Below are 20,325 nucleotides of genomic sequence, written 5' to 3' on the forward strand. Positions count from 1 at the left end.
AGCACGAAAGCAAGGGATTCCGCATGCTCCTCGACCGAACGACACGTAACAAGCCCTGGCGGCAGCTGGCGGCAACCGTGTCCGCCGCGGCCCTCGGTGTAGGCCTCCTTGCTGGGTGCAGCTCCGACTCGGCCGACAAGGACAAGAAGAAGGACGACGCCGCCAACGCCCCTGCCGCGAACGGCGCGTTCCCGGTCAGCGTCGAGCACTTCTTCGGCACCACCGAGGTCAAGAAGGCCCCCCAGCGGGTTGTCACCGTCGGCTACACCGACGACCAGAACGTCCTCGCGTTCGGCATCAAGCCGGTCGGCATGGTCGACCAGTACCCGAACCCGGCCGGTCAGAGCCCCGACATCAACACCCAGTGGCCCTGGGTGAAGGACAAGTGGGGCGAGACCAAGCCCGAGGTCATCATGAACAACGGTGACGCCGGCCCCAACTTCGAGAAGATCGCGGCCCTGCGCCCCGACCTGATCATCGCGGTCTACTCCGAGGTCGACCAGGCCGCCTACGACAAGCTCTCGAAGATCGCGCCGACGGTCGGCCGGACCAAGGCCGAGAAGGAGCCCTTCAGCGCTCCGTGGTCGGACAACGCCCTCCAGATCGCCAAGGCGGTCGGCAAGGAGACCGAGGGCAAGGCGATGATTCAGGGCATCCAGGACAAGCTCGCCACGGTCAAGAAGGCGCACCCCGAGTTCGCCACCCAGACGGCCGTCGCGGTGTCCTGGTACAAGGACGCGGTCAACCCCTTCACTTCCACCGACGTGCGCGGCCAGCTGCTGACCGGCATGGGCTTCAAGCCCCAGACCGAGCTCGACAAGATCTCGGAGGGCAAGTTCTCCTTCGCGCTCTCCCCGGAGCGCATGAACCTCATTGACGTCGACCGTGTCTTCGTCATCAACGACCAGGCCGACACGGACGCGATGAAGAAGTCCGAGCTCTTCGCCAACCTGAAGGTCACCAAGGCCAACAAGGTGTCCTACCTGCTGGACAGCGAGGGCCCGGCGGCCGGCGCGGCCATGTCCCAGGCCACCCTGCCCGCCCTGCCCTTCGCCATCGACGAGCTCGTCAAGTCGGTCGGCTAGGTGTGAGCACCACGGACACTCGGGTCGCCCCGGCAACCCTGCGTACGACGACCGGACGTGAAGCAGCCCGATGGGTCGTGGCCAACTGCCGCACGATGCCATGGCTGACGTCCGGCGCCGTACTCAGCACGGTCGCCGGGGCGGCTCTGCAGATGCTCCCGGTCCTGCTGCTCGGCCGGGTGGTCGACGCGGTGACCGGGGGCGAATCTCGTTCGGTCCTGGTCACGATCGGGGCCTGGATGGTGGCCGCCGCGCTCCTCGGCGCGGCGGCCACCGCCCTGTCCGCCTACCTGATCGGGCGGCTCGGCGCCGACCTGCTCGCGGACCTGCGCGAAGGCGCCGTACGGGCCGTCCTGGGCATGCCCAGCGCCCGGGTCGAGCAAGTGGGCCGCGGTGACGTGCTCTCCCGGGTCGGCGACGACGTCGCCGTCCTGTCCAAGGGCATCCGGTCGGCCATCCCCACGGTGTTCTCCGCGGGGGTCCTGGTGGCCATCGCCACCATCGGCATGTTCGGCCTCGACTGGCGGCTCGGCCTGGCCGGCGCCTGTGCGCTCCCGGCCTACGGGCTGGCCCTGCGCTGGTACCTGCCCCGGTCGGCCCCGCTCTACCAGAAGCGCGCGGTGGCCCAGGCCGAGCGCGCGCAGGCGCTGATCAGCGGGCTCAACGGGATCGAGACGGTACGGGCGCACCGCCTGGAGGAGGCCTTCCGCGAGAAGGTCTCCGAGGATTCGCGGCGGGTGCGGGACCTCGGCATCGAGGTGTTCCACTTCTTCGGCCGGTTCGTCGGCCGGGAGAACCGGGCGGAGTTCATCGGTCTCACCCTGATCCTCGTGGTGGGCTACGTCCTGCTGGAGACCGGATCCGCCAGCCTCGGTGAGGTGGCGGCGGCGCCGCTGGTGTTCCACCGCCTGTTCACACCGCTGGGCGCGATCATGTTCACCTTCGACGAGGCCCAGAAGTCGGGCGCGAGCCTGACCCGGCTCGTCGGGGTGCTGGCGGAGTCCACCGAGGACCGGCTGGTGGGCGACTCGTCCGCCGCGCCGGAGGACCGGGAGTCGTGCCCGGTGACGGTGAAGGGGCTGACCTTCCGTTACCCGGGTTCCGAGGGGCCGGTCCTGAGCGACGTCAGCCTGACGATCCCGGCGGGCGGCTCGCTGGCCCTGGTGGGCGCGACGGGCGCCGGCAAGACGACCCTGGCCGCGCTCATCGCCGGTATCGGCACCCCGGAGGCCGGGTCGGTGCGGATCGGTCCGACCGACCTCGCCGATCTGGACGAGGCCGCGGCGAGGGCTCTGGTGAGCATCCTGACCCAGGAGACGCACGTGTTCTCCGGGCCGCTCGCCGACGACCTCCGCCTGGCCGCGCCGGAGGCCACCGACGCCGAACTGCTGGCCGCGCTGGGCATCGTAGGCGCGGCGGAGTGGGTCGAAGCGCTCCCCGAGGGGCTGCACACCGCGGTCGGTGAGGGCGGTGCCCGGCTGGACGGCACGAAGGTCGCCCAGGTGGCCCTGGCCCGGCTGGTGCTGGGGCGGGCGCCCGTGGTGGTGCTCGACGAGTCGACCGCGGAGGCGGGCAGCGAGGGCGCCGCTGAACTGGAGCGGGCCGTGCTGGCCGCCTGCGCCGGTCGGACCACGCTGTTCGTGGCCCACCGGCTGACCCAGGCGGTGGCGGCCGACCGGATCGCCGTGCTGGATGCGGGACGCGTCGTGGAGCTGGGCACGCACGAGGAGTTGGTGGCCCTGGGCGGCCGCTACGCGCGACTCTGGCGAGCCTGGAGAGACGCTAGTTAGGTCACCCTAATTTAGGTTAGGCTAGCCTTCGTACCTTGGAAGGGTGTTGAGTCTTCAAATGATGGAACCGAGCGCTCGTCTCGTGCTGATCTCTCCTACGCGCCTGGCAGACGTGCGCCGGCGTACCGGCGGATACTCCGACCGGACCATCGCCGAGGCCTGTGCCATCGGACTGTCGTACTGGGCGACGGGCGAAAGCCCCGACGGAATCGACCTGACCCCCGGCACGCTCTTCGCGGACGTCCTCGGCTGGGTCGACAACGGCGGTACGGCGCCCAGCGGTTGGGAGAGCGGCGCGGCCGCCCCGGACGGCTTCGCCATCGCCGTCCCCGAGGGGGTCCCGGCCTGCGACGCGCAGCGCGCGCTGGACGACCTGGCGGACTTCCCCGACCGGGCCCTCGGCACCATCAGCCCGTCCGGAGTGGCGGAGCGCCTGAAGACCCTCGCCGAGTGGAACGACAACGCGGCGGACCGGGTCCGGCCGACCATCGTGGAGATGTTCCGCGAGCAGGCGCGGCTCCGGCCGGACGCGGTCGCCATCATCGACGAACACCGCTCGCTGACCTACCGCCAGGCGGCGGAGCTGTCCGCGCAGCTGGCCCACCACCTGATCGGCCGCGGACTCGGCTCCGAGCAGGTCGTGGGCATCTCGCTGGGCCGCTCCGCCGACATGGTCATCGGCCTGCTCGGCGTGCTCCAGGCCGGCTGCGCGTTCGTCCCGCTCGACCCGTCGTGGCCCGCCGCGCGCCGCGCCGTCGTCATCGACGACGCACGGGTCGTGCTGCAGCTCAGCGGCTCCGACGAGCAGGACCCCGCGGAACCGGCCGCCATCGTCGTCGATCTCGACGACTGGCGATACGCCGACCAGCCCTCCGAGGGCACCGGAATCACCTCCCACGGCAACTCCCTGGCCTACGTGATCTTCACGTCCGGTTCCACCGGCCGCCCCAAGGGCGCGATGATCCGCCACGAGGCGATCAGCGAGCGCCTGCTGTGGCAGGTCAACGAGATCCTCGGCTTCGGACACGACGACGCCTCGCTGTTCAAGGCACCGCTGTCCTTCGACATATCCATCAACGAGATATTCCTCCCGCTGGTGTGCGGCGGCCGCCTCGTGGTCCTGCGGCCCGGCGGCGAACGAGACCCGCACCACCTGCTCGGCGTGATCGCCGAACACCGGGTCACCTTCACCTACCTCGTCTCCTCCATGCTGGACGTCCTGCTGGAGATCGCCGGAGACTCCGACCGCCTCGACAGCATGCGCCACGTGTGGTGCGGCGGCGAGGTGCTCACCCCCGAGCTGTACGAGCGCTACCGCACCCGGCTCGACATCCCCATGTACCACGGCTACGGCCCGGCCGAGACGACCATCGGCGTCTCCCACGTCATCTACCGGGGCGAGGCCGAGCGCCTGTCGACCTCGATCGGCAAGGCCAACCCGAACACCCAGCTGTACGTCCTCGACGACGAGCTGCGCCCCGTCCCGGTCGGCGTCGGCGGCGAGCTCTACGTCGGCGGTTTCCTCCTGGGCCGCGGGTACGTGAACGCACCCGGCCTGACCGCCTCCCGGTTCGTGGCGAACCCCTTCGCGACCGACGGCTCCCGCCTCTACCGCACCGGTGACCTCGCCCGGTTCGCCCCCGACGGCTCCCTGGACTTCCTCGGCCGCGCCGACAACCAGGTCAAGGTCCGCGGCATGCGCCTCGAACTGGAGGACGTGGAGGCCGGCCTCGCCGAGCACCCCGCCGTACGGCACACCTGCGTCATCGCGAAGAAGAACAGCGCGGGCGGCACCTACCTCGTGGGGTACGTGATCCCCGCCGCCGGAGCCGCGGAACTGCGGGCCGACGAGGTCAAGGCCTGGGCCACCGAGCACATGGTCGAGTACATGGTGCCCGCCCACATCGTCGTCATGGCAGAGTTCCCGCTCACCGCGAACGGCAAGCTCGACCGGCGGGCACTGCCCGAACCCGAGATCGTGACCGGGACGTTCGTCCGGCCCACCACCGACGAGGAGCGCGCCGTGTGCGCGGCCGTCGCCTCCGTGCTGCGGCTGGAGGAAGTCGGCGTCGACCAGGACTTCTTCCAGCTCGGCGGAGACAGCATCCTCGCCATCTCGCTGCTGAGCGCGCTGCGCGAAGCGGGCCTCTACGTCACCGCGGGCCAGATATTCGCCAACAGCGTCCTGGGCGCCCTGGCGGCGGTCGCCGGCCGCGAGGACGTGGCCCGGGTGGACCACGCCGACGTCGCGACCGGTCCCGTCGTGGGATCGCCGATCGTCCAGTGGCTCGGCCGGACCACGGACGCGATCGACGGCTTCGTCCAGGCGGTCGTCCTGAACACCCCGGCGGACCTCACCGCCGACGTCCTCGGCCCCGTCCTCGACTCCGTCGTCGGCCGGCACGACATGCTGCGCGCCCGGCTCGTCCGCGGGGACCGCTGGAGCTTCGACATCCCGGAGGCCGGCGCGGTCACCGCCGACTGGCAGGAGAGCGACGGGCCGCTCGACGCGTGCGTGGCCCTCGCCACCGAAGGACTTGACCCGGACAACGGCGTGATGCTGCGGGCCGTCTGGCGCCGCGAGGCCCGCCAACTGGTCCTGGTCGCCCACCACGTGGTGGTCGACGGCGTGTCCTGGCGGGTCCTGATGGAGGACCTGGCGACGGCGTGGCGCCGGTTCACCGCCGGTCAGGAGATAGAACTCCCCCCGGTGGGCACCTCGTTCCGGCGCTGGACCCAGCTCCTGGAAAGCGCCGGGTTCGACGCGGACCGCGCCTACTTCGAGCGCCCCCTGCCGGGCCCCGACGAGCTCCTCGGCAGGCGCGCCCCGTCCGAGCACGACACGGTCGAGCGGGAGCGGACCCGGGTCTTCACCGTCGACTCCGCGGCCACGACCGCACTGCTGGGCGACATCCCCGCCAAGTTCCACGCGGGCGTCAACGACGTCCTCCTGACCGCGCTCGCCGTCACCCTCGCCCGGTGGCGCCGCGACCGCGGCCAGGAGCAGACCTTCGCGCACGTCGAGCTGGAGGGCCACGGCCGCGAAGGCCGCCACGTGGCGGGCGCCGCCGGCATCGAGCCGGACCTGTCACGGACCGTCGGCTGGTTCACGACGCTGTTCCCGGTGACCGTGGACCCCGGCACGACCGGCGACTTCACCGACCCCCGGTACCTCGCCGCCGCCCTCAAGGCGGTCAAGGAGGACCTCGCCCGCGTACCGAGCAACGGCGTCTCCTACGGCGCCCTGCGCTACCTGGCCGACGCCGCCTTCGCGGCCCCGGCACCCCAGGTCCTCTTCAACTACCTCGGCCGCTTCGACGCGGGCGCGTCCGGGGACTGGCAGCTCTCCGGCACCACCGGGCAGCTCGGCGAGAAGCGCGACCCCAGGATGCGCCTGCCGCGCGCCCTGGAGTTCAACGCGATCGCCGAACCCTCCGCCACCGGCGAGTACGAACTCGTCACCACCGTCTCCTGGCCCGACGGGATGTTCACCGACGAGGACATCGAGGCGATCGGCGGCTACTTCCAGGCGGCCCTCACCGCCCTGGCGGCCCTCGAGGAGGGCGGCCACTCGCCCAGCGACTTCCCGCTGGTGCGGCTGACCCAGGCCGACGTCGACACCCTGGACGGACCCGCGCTCCGCGCCGTCCTGCCGCTGACCCCGCTCCAGGAAGGCCTGTACTTCCACTCGGTCTTCGACGACGACTCCGCGGGCAGCTACGTCGAACAGCAGCTGCTGACGCTGGAGGGCGAACTCGACCCCGACCGCCTCCGGGCCGCGGCCACCCGGCTGCTCACCCTGTACCCGAACCTGGCCGCGCGGTTCACGGCCCTCGCCGACGGCCGCGTCGTCTCCGTACTGGAAAGCGGCGCCGAGGCGCCCTTCACCGTCCTGGAGCGGCCCGGCATCACCGACGAGGAGCTGCACGCCCACGCGGAGCGGGACCGCCGCGCCGGATTCGACCTGGCCACGGGCCCGCTGATGCGGTTCACCCTGGTCCGCGACCCGGAATCCGGCCGTGACGTCCTCGTCCAGACCGTCCACCACATCATCGCCGACGGCTGGTCGGTGCCCCCGATGCTCCGCACGCTGCTCGCCGAATACCACGCGCCGGGCAGCACCTACCCGCTGAGCGGCTTCCCCGACTACGTCGGCTGGCTCGCGGAGCGCGACGCCGACGAGAGCGACCGTGTGTGGGGCGCCGAACTCGCCGAGCTCCCCGGCCCCTCGCTGGTGGCCAAGGACCACACCCCGTCCGACCGGTTCGCCGACACCTCCCTCGAGCCGCCGCTCGACATCGACACCGCGTCCCGTACCGCCGGCGTACCGCTCAGCGTGGCCGTGCACAGCGCCTGGGCCGTGACCCTGGGCGGCATCCTGCACTCCGCCGACGTGGTCTTCGGCTCCACCGTCTCCGGCCGCGACGCGGACGTCCCCGGCATCGAGGACATGGTCGGCCTGTTCATCAACACCGTCCCGCTGCGGGCCCGGTGGGCCCCCGGCACCACGGCGGCCGAACTGCTCGCCTCCGTACGCGAGCACCAGGGCGCGGTCCTGCCGCACCAGCACGTCTCACTGGCCCGGATCGGCCGGCTCGCCGGCGTCGGCTCCCTCTTCGACACCCTCGTGGTGTTCGACGTGGCCACCGACGTGGCCGCGCTGCGCCGCACCGGCGACACCCTCGCCGTCACCGGCCTCGTCAACGAGGGAGCACCGCACTACCCGCTGACCCTGGTCGTGGAACGGGCCCTCGACGGGCGCCCGCGGTTCAACCTGATCTACGACGGCGAACTGCTCCGCGAGAACAGCGCCCAGGACATCCTGAACCGGTTCACGCGGACCCTCACCGGCCTGCTCACCCGGCCGGACGCCCCGGTCGGCGAACTGGCCCCCGAGACGGGCAGGACCCCCGCACGGATCGCCCCGACCACCCTCGGCGCGCTCTTCGACGCCGCGGCGGACCGGGACCCGGCGGCCACCGCCGTCACCCAGTGCGCGCTCGACGGCGCCACCCGCTCGCTGACCTACGGCGAACTCGCCGCCGCGAAGGACGAACTGGCCGCCGCCCTGCGCGCGGCCGGGGTCCGGCCGGGCCGGCGCGTCGCCGTGGCCGTCCCGCGCACCATCGAGCAGGTCGTCGCCCTCGTCGCCATCGTCAGCGCCGGCGGGGCCTACGTACCGCTCGACATGGCCTACCCCGACGACCGGCTGGAGTACGTCCTCGCCGACGCAGCCCCGCAGGCCGTCCTCGTGGACCCCGGTCAGCGCGAACGCTTCACGGCCCTGCTGGAGCGGGCGGGAGTCGCCGCACGCGTCCTCGTACAGGGTGACGAACTGCCGCAGGGGGAGGCCGAGCCCGCCGCCGGCGAGGTCAGCTGGCACGACCCCGCCTACGTGATCTACACCTCCGGGTCGACCGGCAGGCCCAAGGGCGTCGTCGTCCCGCACTCCAGCGTCGTGGCGCTGCTCGCCAACACCCAGCCCGACATGGGCTTCGGCCCCGAAGACGTCTGGGTCCAGTTCCACTCCTACTCCTTCGACTTCGCGGTCTGGGAGCTGTGGGGCGCCCTGGTGCACGGCGGCGAGCTGCTCGTGCCCGACTACGGGCTGACCCGCTCCCCGGTCGACTTCCACCGGCTGGTCCGGGAGCGCGGGGTGACCGTGCTGAACCAGACCCCCTCCGCCTTCTACCAGTTCGTCGAGGCCGACCGGCACGCCGATGAGCCGCTTCCGGCCCTGCGCCGCGTCATCTTCGGCGGAGAGGCACTGGACCTCGGACGGCTGCGCGGCTGGATCGAGCGGCACGGCGCCGTCTCGCCCGAGCTCGTCAACATGTACGGGATCACCGAGACCACGGTCCACGTGACCCACCGGGTGCTGACCGAGGAGGACTTCGCCTTCGGCGACGAGGTGAGCCCCATCGGCGGACCCATCCCGGGCCTGACCACCTACCTGCTCGACGACCGGCTCCGGCCGGTGCCGCCGGGGCAGGTGGGCGCCATCTACGTGGCCGGGGACCAGGTGTCCCTCGGCTACCTCGGCCGGCCGGGCCTGACCGCGGGCCGCTTCGTGGCGAATCCGTTCGCGGGCGACGGCTCCCGGATGTACCACACCGGCGACCTGGCCGTCCGCACCCTCGACGGGGAGCTGGAGTTCACCGGCCGCGCCGACGACCAGGTGCAGCTCAAGGGCTTCCGCATCGAGCTCGGCGAGGTCGAGTCCGCGCTGCGGGACCTCGACGGCGTGGTCGACGTGGCCGTCACCGTGGCCGACAGCGGCGACCACCTGGTCGCGCACGTCGTGGGCCGAGTGCCCGGCGACCTCTCCTCCCTGCTCGGCGAGAAGCTGCCCGTGCACATGGTGCCGGGCCGGGTCCTGCCCGTGGACGCCCTGCCGCTGACCGTCAACGGCAAGCTCGACCGCAAGGCCCTGATCGCGCGGGCCGCGCAGGACGACACCCCGGTGGCCGGCGGTTCCTACGCCGATCCGGCCGCCGGCGCCGTCACCGGATCCGTCGCCGAAGCCGGCACCGAATCCGTACGCGCCGCGCTGGTCGGCATCTTCGCCGACACCCTGTCCCACCCGGACGCCGACGCCGACACGGACTTCTTCGGAGCCGGCGGCGACAGCATCGTCGCCATCACCGTGGTCAACCGCGCCCGGGCGCTCGGCCTGCCGATCGCACCCCGCGACGTGTTCCTCCTGAAGACGCCGCGCGCCCTTGCGGAGCTCCTGGGCACGCGTGCGCCGCAGACCCCGGCCACCGCCGCGGGCCCCGCGCGCCGCGAGGACGGCCCGCTGGCGCCCACGCCGATCATCCTGCGCCAGCGCGAACTGGGCGGCTCCCTCGCCCGGTTCGCCCAGGCCAGGGCGGTGGACGTGGCGGAAGGCACGGCCTTCGCCGACATCGAGCGCGCCGCGAACGCCGTACTGGCCGCCCACCCGGCCCTGCGGATGCGTCTGAACACCGAGCACGGCGTGTGGACCCTGCGCACCGAGCCCGTGGGTACGGCCACCGTCGTCCGCGCGGCCACGGCCGACGCCACGGCCGCCGCGAACGAGGCCGCCGGACGGCTCGACCCCGAGACCGGGGAACTCACGGCCTTCACCTGGCTCGCGGCGACCGGCACGCTGGTGGTCACCGTGCACCACTTCGCGGTCGACGCGGTCTCCTGGCTGATCCTGGCGGACGACCTGGCCGCCGCCCTGCGCGGGGAGACCCTCGCACCGGCGACCACCTCCTACGCGGAGTACGCCGACGCGCTGACCCTGCGATCCGCCGCCGGCACCGACGGCCTCGGGCACTGGATCGACACCCTCCAGGCGCCTCCGCTGCTGCCCGCGCCGGGCGCACTGCGCGACACCACCGTGGTCCTCGGTCCCGAGGCCAGTGACCTGGTGACGCGCACCGCCCCGGCCGCGCTCGGCGTCGCCCTCACCGAGCTGCTGTGCGGCGCCCTGCGCACCGCCCTGACGCGGATCCAGCCGGCCCCCACCGATCTCGCGATCGAGCTGGAGCGGCACGGCCGGGTATCGGTACTGGAGCACCACGACTACACCCGTACGGTCGGCTGGTTCACCGCCATCGCGCCCGTGCGGCTCACCGCGCACACCGACCCCGTCGCGGCGGCCCGCGAACTCGCCGAGCGGCAGCCCGACGAGTCCGGGCACCTCGCCTACGGCCGGCTGCGCTACCTCAACCCGCAGACGGCCCCGCTGCTGACCGCCCGCCCGCAGGTGCTCTTCAACTACCTCGGCCGGGGCAGCGAGTCCCAGGCGCTGCACATCACCGGCGGCGACCAGGGCAGCCCGTACGCCGTGGAGGTCAACGCCTGGACCGACGCGGCCACCGGCAGCCTGCACGCGACCTTCACCCTCGCCGAGGAGATCCCCGACGAGATCACCGCGCACTGGCTGCACGCGCTGGAAACCCTCGCGGAAGCCTCCGTGACGGCCGAGCGCACGGCGCCGGTCACCGCGCTCCAGCGGGGCCTGTTCTTCCAGGCGCAGCTGGCCGGCACGGCCGGACACTACGTCGCGCAGAGCTACTTCGCCCTCGACCACCGACTCGACACCGACGCACTGACCGAGGCCATGGCCGTCGTCATGGCCCGGCACCCGGTCGTCGGCGCCGGCTTCAGCACCGACGACGACGGCAACCCGGTCCAGATCCTCAAGGCCGGCCGCCGGGTCGGCGTCCGCACGGTCGAGCTGTCGACCGACGAGGAAGTCGAAGCCCTGCGCGTCCGTGACCGCAACACCGGCTTCGACCCGGCCGAGCCGCCGCTCATCCGGCTCACCGTGATCCGGCTGCCCGACGGCCGCGACGGCCTGCTCCTCAGCTACCACCTGCTGCTGTGGGACGGCTGGTCCCGCGCGATCGTGCTGCGCGACCTGTTCGAGTCCTACCGCGCCCTGCTCGCCGGCGAGCAGCCCTCCACGACTCCGGCCGTGCCGAGCTTCGAGGAGCACGCCCGGGCGCTGGCCGCCAAGGACCCGGCCGTCTCGGAGCGGTTCTGGGCCGGGCAGCTGACCGGGCTCTCCGGCCCGACGCTGCTCGCCGGACCCGCGCCGGTCCTCTCGGAGGACCTGCCGCCCGCGCTCCTGCACACCCTCACCGCCGAGCAGTCACAGCTGCTCCGGGAGACCGCCAGGGCGAACGGAGTCACCCTCAACTCGGTCCTCACCGGCGCCTTCGGCCTGCTCCTCGGCGCCCACACCGGCCGCGCCGACGCCGTGTTCGGGGTGACCGTCTCCGGCCGGGAGGGCGAGGGCCTGTCCGACATCGTCGGCGTGCTCCTCAACACCGTGCCCCTGTGGACCAGGGCCCGGCCGCAGGACACGGTCGGGGAGTACCTGGCCTCCGTACAGGCGGCCCGGGTCGACGCGATGGAGCACGAGCACCTGGGGCTCGGCGAGATCCAGCGGGCCAGCGGCCACGACACCCTCTTCGACAACCTGTTCGTCCTCCAGAACTTCCTGGACCTGGACGGGCTCGCCGAGATGAACGCCCGCCACGGCATCACCGAGGTGAAGTCGGACGACTCCACGCACTACCCCTTCACCTGGGTCGTCACGCCCGGCGACCGGCTCACGGTCAAGCTGGAGCACCGCCACGGCGACTCCGACAGCGCCCGCCGGCTCCTCGACGACTACGTCGGCCTGCTCCAGAACCTCGCCCGGTCCACCGGACCGGTGGGCGCGCTGCCCGGCCTCGGGCCGGTGCCCGCTCCCGCCGAGCGCACCGACATCGGCACCGACACGGTGGTCGACCGCTTCGACCGGGCGGCGGACCGCGCACCCGAGCGGGTCGCGCTCGTCGCACACGGGCGGAGCATGACCTTCGCCGAACTCCGTGACCGCAGCCGCCTGCTGGCGGGCGTGCTCGCCGGGCGCGGCATCGGCCCGGAGAAGACGGTGGGCCTGGCGATCCCGCGCACGCTGGACTGGATCGTCGCGCTGTTCGCCGTACTGCGCACCGGAGCCGCGTACGTACCGCTGGAGCTGGACCACCCGGACGAGCGGATCGCCACGATCGTCGCGGACGCCCGGCCCGAGGTGATCCTCACCGTCAGCGCCGTCTCGCCCCGGCTGACCGGCGAACTGATCGAGCTGGACGGGCCCCTTCCGGACGCCGAGCCGCTGGTGACCTTCGCGACCGACGACCCGAACCGGCTGCGGCACCCCGCGTACACGATCTACACCTCCGGTTCGACGGGCAAGCCCAAGGGCGTCGTGACCGAGTACGCCGGACTGACCAACATGCTGATCAACCACCAGCGCCGCATCTTCGAACCGGTGCTGGCGGAGCACGGCAACCGGATCTTCAAGATCGCGCACACGGTGTCCTTCGCCTTCGACATGTCGTGGGAGGAGCTCCTGTGGCTCGCCGACGGCCACGAGGTGCACATCTGCGACGAGGAACTGCGCCGCGACGCGCCCGCCCTGGTCGACTACTGCCGCGAGCACGGGATCGACGTCATCAACGTGACCCCGACCTATGCGCAGCAGCTGGCGGCCGAAGGCCTCCTCGACAACCCGGACCGGCGTCCCGCGCTGGTGCTCCTGGGCGGCGAGGCGGTCACCCCGACCCTGTGGCAGCGGCTCGCCGAGACCGAGGGGACGGTCGGCTACAACCTGTACGGCCCGACCGAATACACCATCAACACCCTGGGCGTCGGCACCTTCGAGTGCCAGGACCCGGTGGTGGGCGTGGCCATCGACAACACCGAGGTGTTCGTCCTGGACCCGTGGCTGCGGCCGCTGCCGGACGGCGTTCCCGGTGAGCTCTACGTCTCCGGCATCGGCATCGCCCGCGGGTACCTGGGCCAGACGGCCCAGACCGCGCACCGGTTCGTGGCCTCCCCGTTCGGGGCGCCCGGCGAGCGGATGTACCGCACCGGCGACCTGGTGGTCCGCCGGCCGGACGGGAACCTGATGTACCTCGGCCGCACCGACCAGCAGGTCAAGATCCGCGGCCACCGCGTGGAGCTGGGCGAGGTCGAGGCCGCGTTCGCCGCGCACCCGGCGGTACGGTTCACCGCCGCGGTCGCGCAGCCCGACCCGCAGGTCGACGGCGCCCACCGGCTGGCCGCGTACCTCGTACTGGCGGCCGGTGCCGATCTCGCGGCGGTCGCCGCCGAGGCGGGCACCGGACTGCCGGACTACATGCGCCCGACGCACTACGCTCAGGTCGACGCCATCCCGCTCACGGTGAACGGGAAGGCCGACACCAAGGCCCTGCCGGAGCCCAAGCCGCTGGGCGCGCTGACCACTTCGGGCGAGCGCGGCCCGGAGACCGAGACCGAGGTCCTGGTCTGCGAGTTCTTCGCCGAAGCCCTGGACCTGGACGACGACGAGGTGAGCGCCGTGAGCGATTTCGTGTCCCTCGGCGGACACTCCATGCTGGCCGTACGCCTGGTCGGACTCCTGCGCCGTGAATTCGGCCCGACGATCACCATCCGTGACCTGCTCACCCTGCGAACCCCCGAAGCGATTGCCCGGCACCTTGATGACAACTCCTGACGTCCAGAGATCCCGCCGCGCGGGATCCGACATCCTCCGGACCGCCATACGGCGCAATGTCGGCGCCATGGTCTGGGGCACCGTCCTCATGGGCCTGTACCAGGCGGGCGAGACGGCCTTCCCGATCGCGCTCGGCATGATCGTCGACCACACGATGAGCGGGGGCAGCCCCGGGGCGCTCGCCCTGGCGATCGCCGCGCTGGCCGTGATCATCACGACCGTGTCGCTGTCGTGGCGGTTCGGGATGCGCATCCTGCAGAAGGCCAACACCACCGAGGCCCACCGCTGGAGGGTGCGGGTCGCGTCCTGCGGCCTCCAGCCGGTGGCCCGGGACGTGGACCTCAAGTCCGGCGAGGTGCTCACCATCGCCACCGAGGACGCCGACCAGACCGCCGACATCGTCGAGGTCGTACCGATGCTGATCAGTTCCTCGGTCGCGCTGGTGGTCGCGGCGGTGGCACTGGGCCTGGCGGACTTCCGGCTCGGCCTGCTGGTCATGGTCGGAACGGCTCTGATCCTCTCGACGCTCAGCGTGATGTCGAAGCGGATCGGCAGCAGCACCCAGGAGCAGCAGGCCCGGGTGGCCCGGGCGGGTGCGAAGGTCGCCGACCTGATCACCGGCCTGCGCCCGCTGCACGGCTTCGGCGGCAACCACGCGGCGTTCCGGTCCTACCGGAAGGTCAGCACGGAGGCGAAGGAACAGTCGATCACCGTCGCCCGGGTGAACGGCGTCTACACGGGCACCGCGCTCGGCCTGAACGCCACCCTGGCCGCCTCGGTGACCCTGACCGCGGGCTGGCTGGCCTTCGAGGGGCAGATCAGCATCGGTGAGCTCGTCATGGCCGTGGGCTTGGCGCAGTTCATCATGGAACCGCTCCGGCTGTTCTCGGACATGCCCAAGTACGTGATGATGGCGCGCGCCTCGGCGGAGCGGATGGCCCTCGTGCTGTCCGCCCCGCCGGTGGCCGCCCCCGGGACGGCCCGTCCGGCACCGGGCGGGGACCTGGAGGTCGACTGCGTCCGGTACGAGTCCCTCCAGGGGCTGAAGTTCCGCGTCCCGGCGGGCCAGTTCACCGCGATCGCGGTCTACCAGCCGCGCGCCGCGGCCGAGCTCGCCTCGATCCTGGCCGTGAACGTGCCGCCGACCGCGTACGACGGAACGGTGCGGCTCGGCGGGCGGGACCTCGCGGAACTGTCGGTCGAGGCGGTCCGCGAGCTCATGCTGGTGAACCCGTACGACGGGGAGATCTTCGCGGGGACCCTGCGCACGAACATCGATCCGTCGGGCACCAGCCGGACGGTGCCCGAGGCCGTGGAGGCCTCCATGCTGACCGATGTCGTCGCCCTGCACCGGCAGGGACTCGACTACGAGGTCCGCGACCGCGGTTCGAACCTCTCCGGCGGGCAGCGCCAGCGGCTCTCGCTGGCCCGCGCGCTGGCCGCGGACTCCGACGTGCTCGTGCTGCGCGACCCGACCACGGCCGTGGACGCAGTCACCGAGCAGCTCGTCGCGCGCAAGATGGCGGAGCTGCGCCGGGGCCGTACCACCGTGGTCATCACCAGCAGCCCGGCCCTGCTCGATGCCGCCGACCGGGTCCTCGTCCTGGACGACGGGGTCGTCGCGGCCGAGGGCACGCACCGGCACTTGCTGGCCACCGATGCGGCGTACTGCGCGGCGGTCACGCGGTGAGTTCCTGAGCGGGTGAACACGAAGGGGCCCGGGGGCCCGGCGATTCGCCGGGCCCCCGGGCCCCCTTGTCGTCAGACCGTCAGACCGTCAGGCCAGCGCCCAGGCGACGTCCCGGAGCAGGGCCTCTCGCCAGCCCGCCCGGTCGTGGCCGGACGGCGACCTGGAGATCCGTACGGTCGCACCGGCCTGTTCCGTGAGGGCCTCGACCAGTTCGCAGTGGGGGAGCATGCGCGTCTCGTGCTCGCCGAGGTCGAAGGCGATCCGCAGCCCGGACGGGGCGGGGCGTTCGCGCAGCCGCGCGGCGATGGCGCCGCCGCGCGGGCCGCCCAGGGGGTCCGGCAGGTCCGAGGCCTCCGGCGTCCACCAGAACGACCCCGACTGGCAGGCGACCCGGGACACCAGCTCGGGGAACTCCGTCGCCGCGTACAGCGCGCTCAGACCGCCGAGGCTCTGCCCCGCGACCACCAGCCGGTGCAGGTCCGCGGGCACCCCGCTGTCGGCGACCAGCGGCAGCAGTTCGTCCCGTACCGCCTCCCACAGCTCGGGCCGGCAACCGAACTCCGCCGACCGGTCCTTGGTGGGCAGGAACACCAGCGTGGCCGGGGGCATCTCGCCGGCCTCGAAGGCCGCGTCGAAGGCGGTCATCGCCGGGTGCAGGTACAGCCAGTCGTCCCCGTCGAGCAGCAGTACCACCGGTCCGCCGCCGCCCACCGGGTGGACCCGTACGGTGCGCTTGCCGCCGAGCCGTTCGCTCGCCCAGCGGATCCGGGTGCGCGGCAGCGGCAGTACGTCGTCGGCGCCCACGGCGGGCCAGTACGGCTGGGGCGGAAGGTCCGGGGTGGCGACGATGGACCGGTCGCCGCCGGCCCGGAGGGGGTTGAGGGGGTCGGCGTAGGACGATCCGTCATCCGCGAGGAACCGGTAGGTCACCCGGAGCCGCGCCGGCATGCGCACCTCGGCGTACCAGCAGTCCGTGTCACGCCACCGGAGCAGCGCGACCGGGTCCGACCAGCTCTCGAAGTCGATGACGATCGGGGAGCCGCGCCACAGGAACAGGGTGACCCAACCGCCGTCGCCGGAAGGCGCGGACGCGGGAGTCGCGGCCTCCCAGAACTCATCGGTGCCGGGCGTGCCGGGCAGGTCGAACGCGGCGAAGGGGCTCTCCGAGCCGTCCTCGGCCAGGATCCGTTCGAGTGCACGCATCGGTGTCTCCTTGTGAGGGGGAAGGGGAAACGTTAAGCTTTATAATTAGGCGAGCCTAACCTAAGTGGTTGGCTCTCTTCATTCCCGATCGACCTTTCCCACGGGCACGGCGCCCGCTGTCGGACCGTGCGCGCCGCACGCCGACGCCACCCGCCGGTCCCATCGGGCTCCTGGAGGAACCCCAGTATGAGCACCAACCCGTTCGACGATGCCGACGGCCGTTTCCTGGTCCTGGTGAACGACGAGGGTCAGCACTCCCTCTGGCCCTCCTTCGCCGAGGCTCCCGGCGGGTGGTCGGTCGCCCTCGCCGAGACCACCCGTGACGCCTGCCTGGAGTTCATCGAGTCGAGCTGGACCGACCTGCGCCCCCGCTCCCTCGCGGCGGCCGTCGAAGCCTGAACGGGGTCGCCCCGCGGGTGAACGCCCCTGTGGGGAACCGGTGTACGGCCCCGGACGCGCCGCGCTCGCGGTGTGCCCGGGGCCGCTCCGTGCCGGGAAGTGCGAGCAGAACCGAGCTAAATTAGGTTAGGCTAAGCTAACTGCGCAGACGTTGTGCGGAGCCGCTCGCGGCATCAGGGGAGGGGATCGTCATGGGCCTGCCGGTCATCGGTTCCTATCCCATGCCCGACCGTGCCGCCCTGCCCCGGTCCTGCGCCTCCTGGGCCATCGACCCCGGCCGCGCCGCACTCCTCGTCCACGACATGCAGAACCACTTCGTGGGGGAACTCCCCACGGACAGGTCCCCGGTCGTGGAACTCGTCGAGAACATCACGGCACTTCGGGCCCTCGCCACGGCGCTGGGAATTCCGATCTTCTTCACCGCCGAGCCGGCCGCCCAGCCGCCGGGCCAGCGCGGCCTCGCCGCCGACGTCTGGGGGCCGGGCATCGGGGACGGGACCGACGCCGCCGCGATCATCCCGCCGCTCACCCCGCGGCCGGGCGAGCGCGTACTGGCCAACGTGCGCCACAACGCCTTCCTCCGCAGCCACTTGGGGAGGCTGCTGCGTTCGGAGGGGCGTGACCAGCTGATCGTCTGCGGGGTCCACGCCCACCTCGGCGTCCTCCTGACGGCTGCCGACGCCTTCATGAACGACATCCAGCCCTTCGTGGTCGCCGACGCCGTCGCCGACCTCTCCGCCGAGGAGCACGAGATGGCCCTGCGCTGGGCCGCCCGCAGCGCGGTGGTGTGCACGACCGAGACCCTGCTCCGCGAGCTGCTGCTCGGCGAAGGGTCCCGAAGCGTGCGCAAGGACGCCTGAGCGCGTCCCGCCGACGCCCGCACCGCGGCGCCTCCCTGCGCCGTAGGCGCCCACACGAACCGAGAGAGAGCGGAAGAACATGACCGTACGGGTCGCGGTGGCCGGTGCCAGCGGCTACGCGGGCGGGGAGCTGCTCCGCCTGCTGAGCTCGCACCCCGCCGTCGAGATCGGTGCGCTGACCGCGCACAGCAGTGCGGGGCGTCCGCTGGGAACCGTGCAGCCGCAGCTTCCGGAGTTCGCCGAGCGGATCCTCCTGGACACCTCGGCCGCCTCCCTGCGCGGCCACGACGTCGTCTTCCTCGCCCTGCCGCACGGCCAATCGGGCGCCCTGGCAGCAGAGTTGGAGCCCGGCACCCTGGTGGTGGACTGCGGCGCCGACTTCCGGCTGCGGGACCCGGCGGCCTGGGAGCGGTTCTACGGCAGCGCCCACGCCGGCACCTGGCCCTATGGCCTGCCGGAACTGCCCGGAGCGCGTGCAGAGTTGAAGGGTGCCACCCGGATCGCCGTTCCCGGCTGCTACCCCACGGCCGTCACCCTGGCCCTGTTCCCCGCCTACGCGGCCCACCTGGTCGAGCCCGAAGCCGTCATCGTCGCCGCCAGCGGAACCTCCGGCGCCGGACGCGCCCTCAAGACGCACCTCCTCGGCACCGAAGTGATGGGCTCCATGAGCCCGTACGGAGTCGGCGGCAGCCACCGGCACACCCCGGAGATCGCCCAGAACCTGTCCCGCACGGCGGGCACGGACGTGACGGTCTCCTTCACGCCCACCCTGGCGCCCATGCCCCGGGGCATCCTCGCCACCTGTTCGGCCCGGCTGAGCCCGGCCGCCGAGGCGCTCGCGGAGGACGACGTGCGCGCCGTGTTCGAAGCCGCGTACGCCGACAGGCCGTTCGTGCGGCTGCTGCCGCCCGGCCAGTGGCCCACCACCGCCGCCGTCCTCGGCTCGAACACCGCCCAGGTGCAGATCGCCGTGGACCCGGACGCCCGCAGGCTGATCTGCGTGAGCGCCATCGACAACCTGACGAAGGGCACCGCCGGTGGCGCGGTGCAGAGCATGAACATAGCCCTCGGCCTGCCGGAACGGCTGGGCCTGCCCATGAATGGAGTGGCTCCGTGAGTGTGACCGCCGCCCGCGGATTCCTGGCAGGCGCCGTGCGCGCCGGCATCAAGGAGTCCGGTGACCCGGACCTGGCCCTGGTGGTGAACCGGGGGCCGTCGCGCACCGCCGCCGGCGTCTTCACCTCGAACCGCGTGCAGGCCGCGCCCGTACGCTGGTCCCGCCGCGTGCTCGACGACGGACGGATCTCCGCCGTTGTCCTCAACTCCGGTGGCGCGAACGCCTGTACGGGCCCCGGTGGCGCGGAGGACGCGCGGGCGATGGCGGAGCGCACCGCGGCGGTCGTGGAGGTCGCCGCGGACGAGGTCGCGGTCTGCTCCACCGGCCTGATCGGCGTCCGGCTCCCGATGGACCGGGTGACGGCCGGCATCACCGCCGCCGCGGTCCGGCTGTCGCCCGAGGGCGGCGAGGAGGCGGCCGTCGCGATCAAGACGACGGACTCCGTCCACAAGACGGCGGTGGCCGCCGGCCCCGGCTGGACGGTGGGGGGCATGGCGAAGGGCGCCGGGATGCTCGCCCCGGGACTCGCCACCATGCTGGTCGTCCTGACCACGGACGCCGACGCGGGCGCCGGGGCACTCGATGCGGCGCTGCGCGAAGCGGTCCGCACCACGTTCGACCGGGTGGACTCGGACGGCTGCATGTCCACCAACGACACCGTGCTGCTGCTCGCCTCGGGCAGCTCGGGGATCACGCCCGCACCCGCGGAGCTCACCGCCGCCGTGCACGCCGTGTGCCGGGACCTGGCGCTCCAGTTGGTGGCGGACGCCGAGGGCGCGTCCAAGGAGATCGAGGTCTCCGTCGTGGGTGCGGCCACGGAAGAGGACGCCGTGGAGGTGGGCCGCTCGGTGGCCCGCAACAACCTCCTCAAGTGCGCACTGCACGGCGAGGACCCGAACTGGGGCCGCGTGCTGTCCGCGATCGGCACCACCGCGGCCGTCTTCGACGCGGACCGGCTGGACGTGGCGATCAACGACGTCTGGGTGTGCCGGGACGGAGCCGAGGGAGAGCCGCGGGACAAGGTGGACCTGTCCGGCCGCCGGATCACCATCACCGTGGACCTGCGCTCCGGTGACTCCTCGGCCGTCATCTGGACCAACGACCTGACGGCCGAGTACGTGCACGAGAACAGCGCCTACAGCTCGTGAACGGGAC

9 protein-coding genes are annotated in these 20,325 nt (G+C 72.4%); 8 read left to right on the plus strand and 1 reads right to left on the minus strand.

Annotated elements, in window-relative coordinates:
* The first annotated feature begins 23 nt into the window (after positions 1-23).
* Genes NLX94_RS20665 through NLX94_RS20680 form a run of 4 tightly spaced genes read left to right on the plus strand, consistent with a single transcriptional unit; the run spans position 24 to position 15,591 of the window.
* Entirely contained in the window at positions 24-1,085 is a 1,062-nt protein-coding gene (locus NLX94_RS20665) for an iron-siderophore ABC transporter substrate-binding protein (RefSeq protein WP_254384467.1), read from the plus strand.
* A gap of 2 nt (positions 1,086-1,087) precedes the next feature.
* Positions 1,088-2,875, plus strand: a complete 1,788-nt coding sequence (locus tag NLX94_RS20670; protein ID WP_254384468.1) for an ABC transporter ATP-binding protein — start codon at positions 1,088-1,090, stop codon at positions 2,873-2,875.
* A gap of 58 nt (positions 2,876-2,933) precedes the next feature.
* A complete protein-coding gene (locus NLX94_RS20675; protein ID WP_254384469.1) occupies positions 2,934-13,901 on the plus strand; it encodes a non-ribosomal peptide synthetase in 10,968 nt (3,655 codons plus the stop codon).
* Complete coding sequence (locus NLX94_RS20680; RefSeq protein WP_254384470.1) at positions 13,888-15,591, plus strand: ABC transporter ATP-binding protein; 1,704 nt, start codon at positions 13,888-13,890, stop codon at positions 15,589-15,591. The genes NLX94_RS20675 and NLX94_RS20680 overlap by 14 nt, the downstream gene beginning before the upstream one ends.
* An 87-nt stretch (positions 15,592-15,678) precedes the next feature.
* Here the strand turns inward: NLX94_RS20680 and NLX94_RS20685 are convergent, their stop codons facing one another.
* A complete protein-coding gene (locus tag NLX94_RS20685; protein ID WP_254384471.1) occupies positions 15,679-16,794 on the minus strand; it encodes an alpha/beta hydrolase-fold protein in 1,116 nt (371 codons plus the stop codon).
* A gap of 186 nt (positions 16,795-16,980) precedes the next feature.
* Between NLX94_RS20685 and NLX94_RS20690 the strand changes: the two genes are divergently transcribed.
* From NLX94_RS20690 to argJ, 4 genes are all read left to right on the plus strand, one after another.
* A complete protein-coding gene (locus NLX94_RS20690; protein ID WP_254384472.1) occupies positions 16,981-17,193 on the plus strand; it encodes an MbtH family protein in 213 nt (70 codons plus the stop codon).
* Between the two features lie 191 nt (positions 17,194-17,384).
* Positions 17,385-18,053 carry an isochorismatase family protein gene (locus NLX94_RS20695; RefSeq protein WP_254384473.1) on the plus strand — a complete coding sequence of 223 codons (669 nt, stop codon included), beginning with the start codon at positions 17,385-17,387 and terminating at the stop codon, positions 18,051-18,053.
* A gap of 79 nt (positions 18,054-18,132) precedes the next feature.
* Positions 18,133-19,170 carry an N-acetyl-gamma-glutamyl-phosphate reductase gene (gene argC, locus NLX94_RS20700; protein WP_254384474.1) on the plus strand — a complete coding sequence of 346 codons (1,038 nt, stop codon included), beginning with the start codon at positions 18,133-18,135 and terminating at the stop codon, positions 19,168-19,170.
* Positions 19,167-20,318: a bifunctional glutamate N-acetyltransferase/amino-acid acetyltransferase ArgJ gene (argJ, locus tag NLX94_RS20705; protein ID WP_254384475.1), complete on the plus strand. Its 1,152-nt coding sequence runs from the start codon at positions 19,167-19,169 to the stop codon at positions 20,316-20,318. The genes argC and argJ overlap by 4 nt, the downstream gene beginning before the upstream one ends.
* Positions 20,319-20,325 lie beyond the last annotated feature (7 nt).

Origin of the sequence: Streptomyces sp. TBY4, from assembly GCF_024213195.1 — a bacterium.
Lineage (GTDB): Bacteria > Actinomycetota > Actinomycetes > Streptomycetales > Streptomycetaceae > Streptomyces.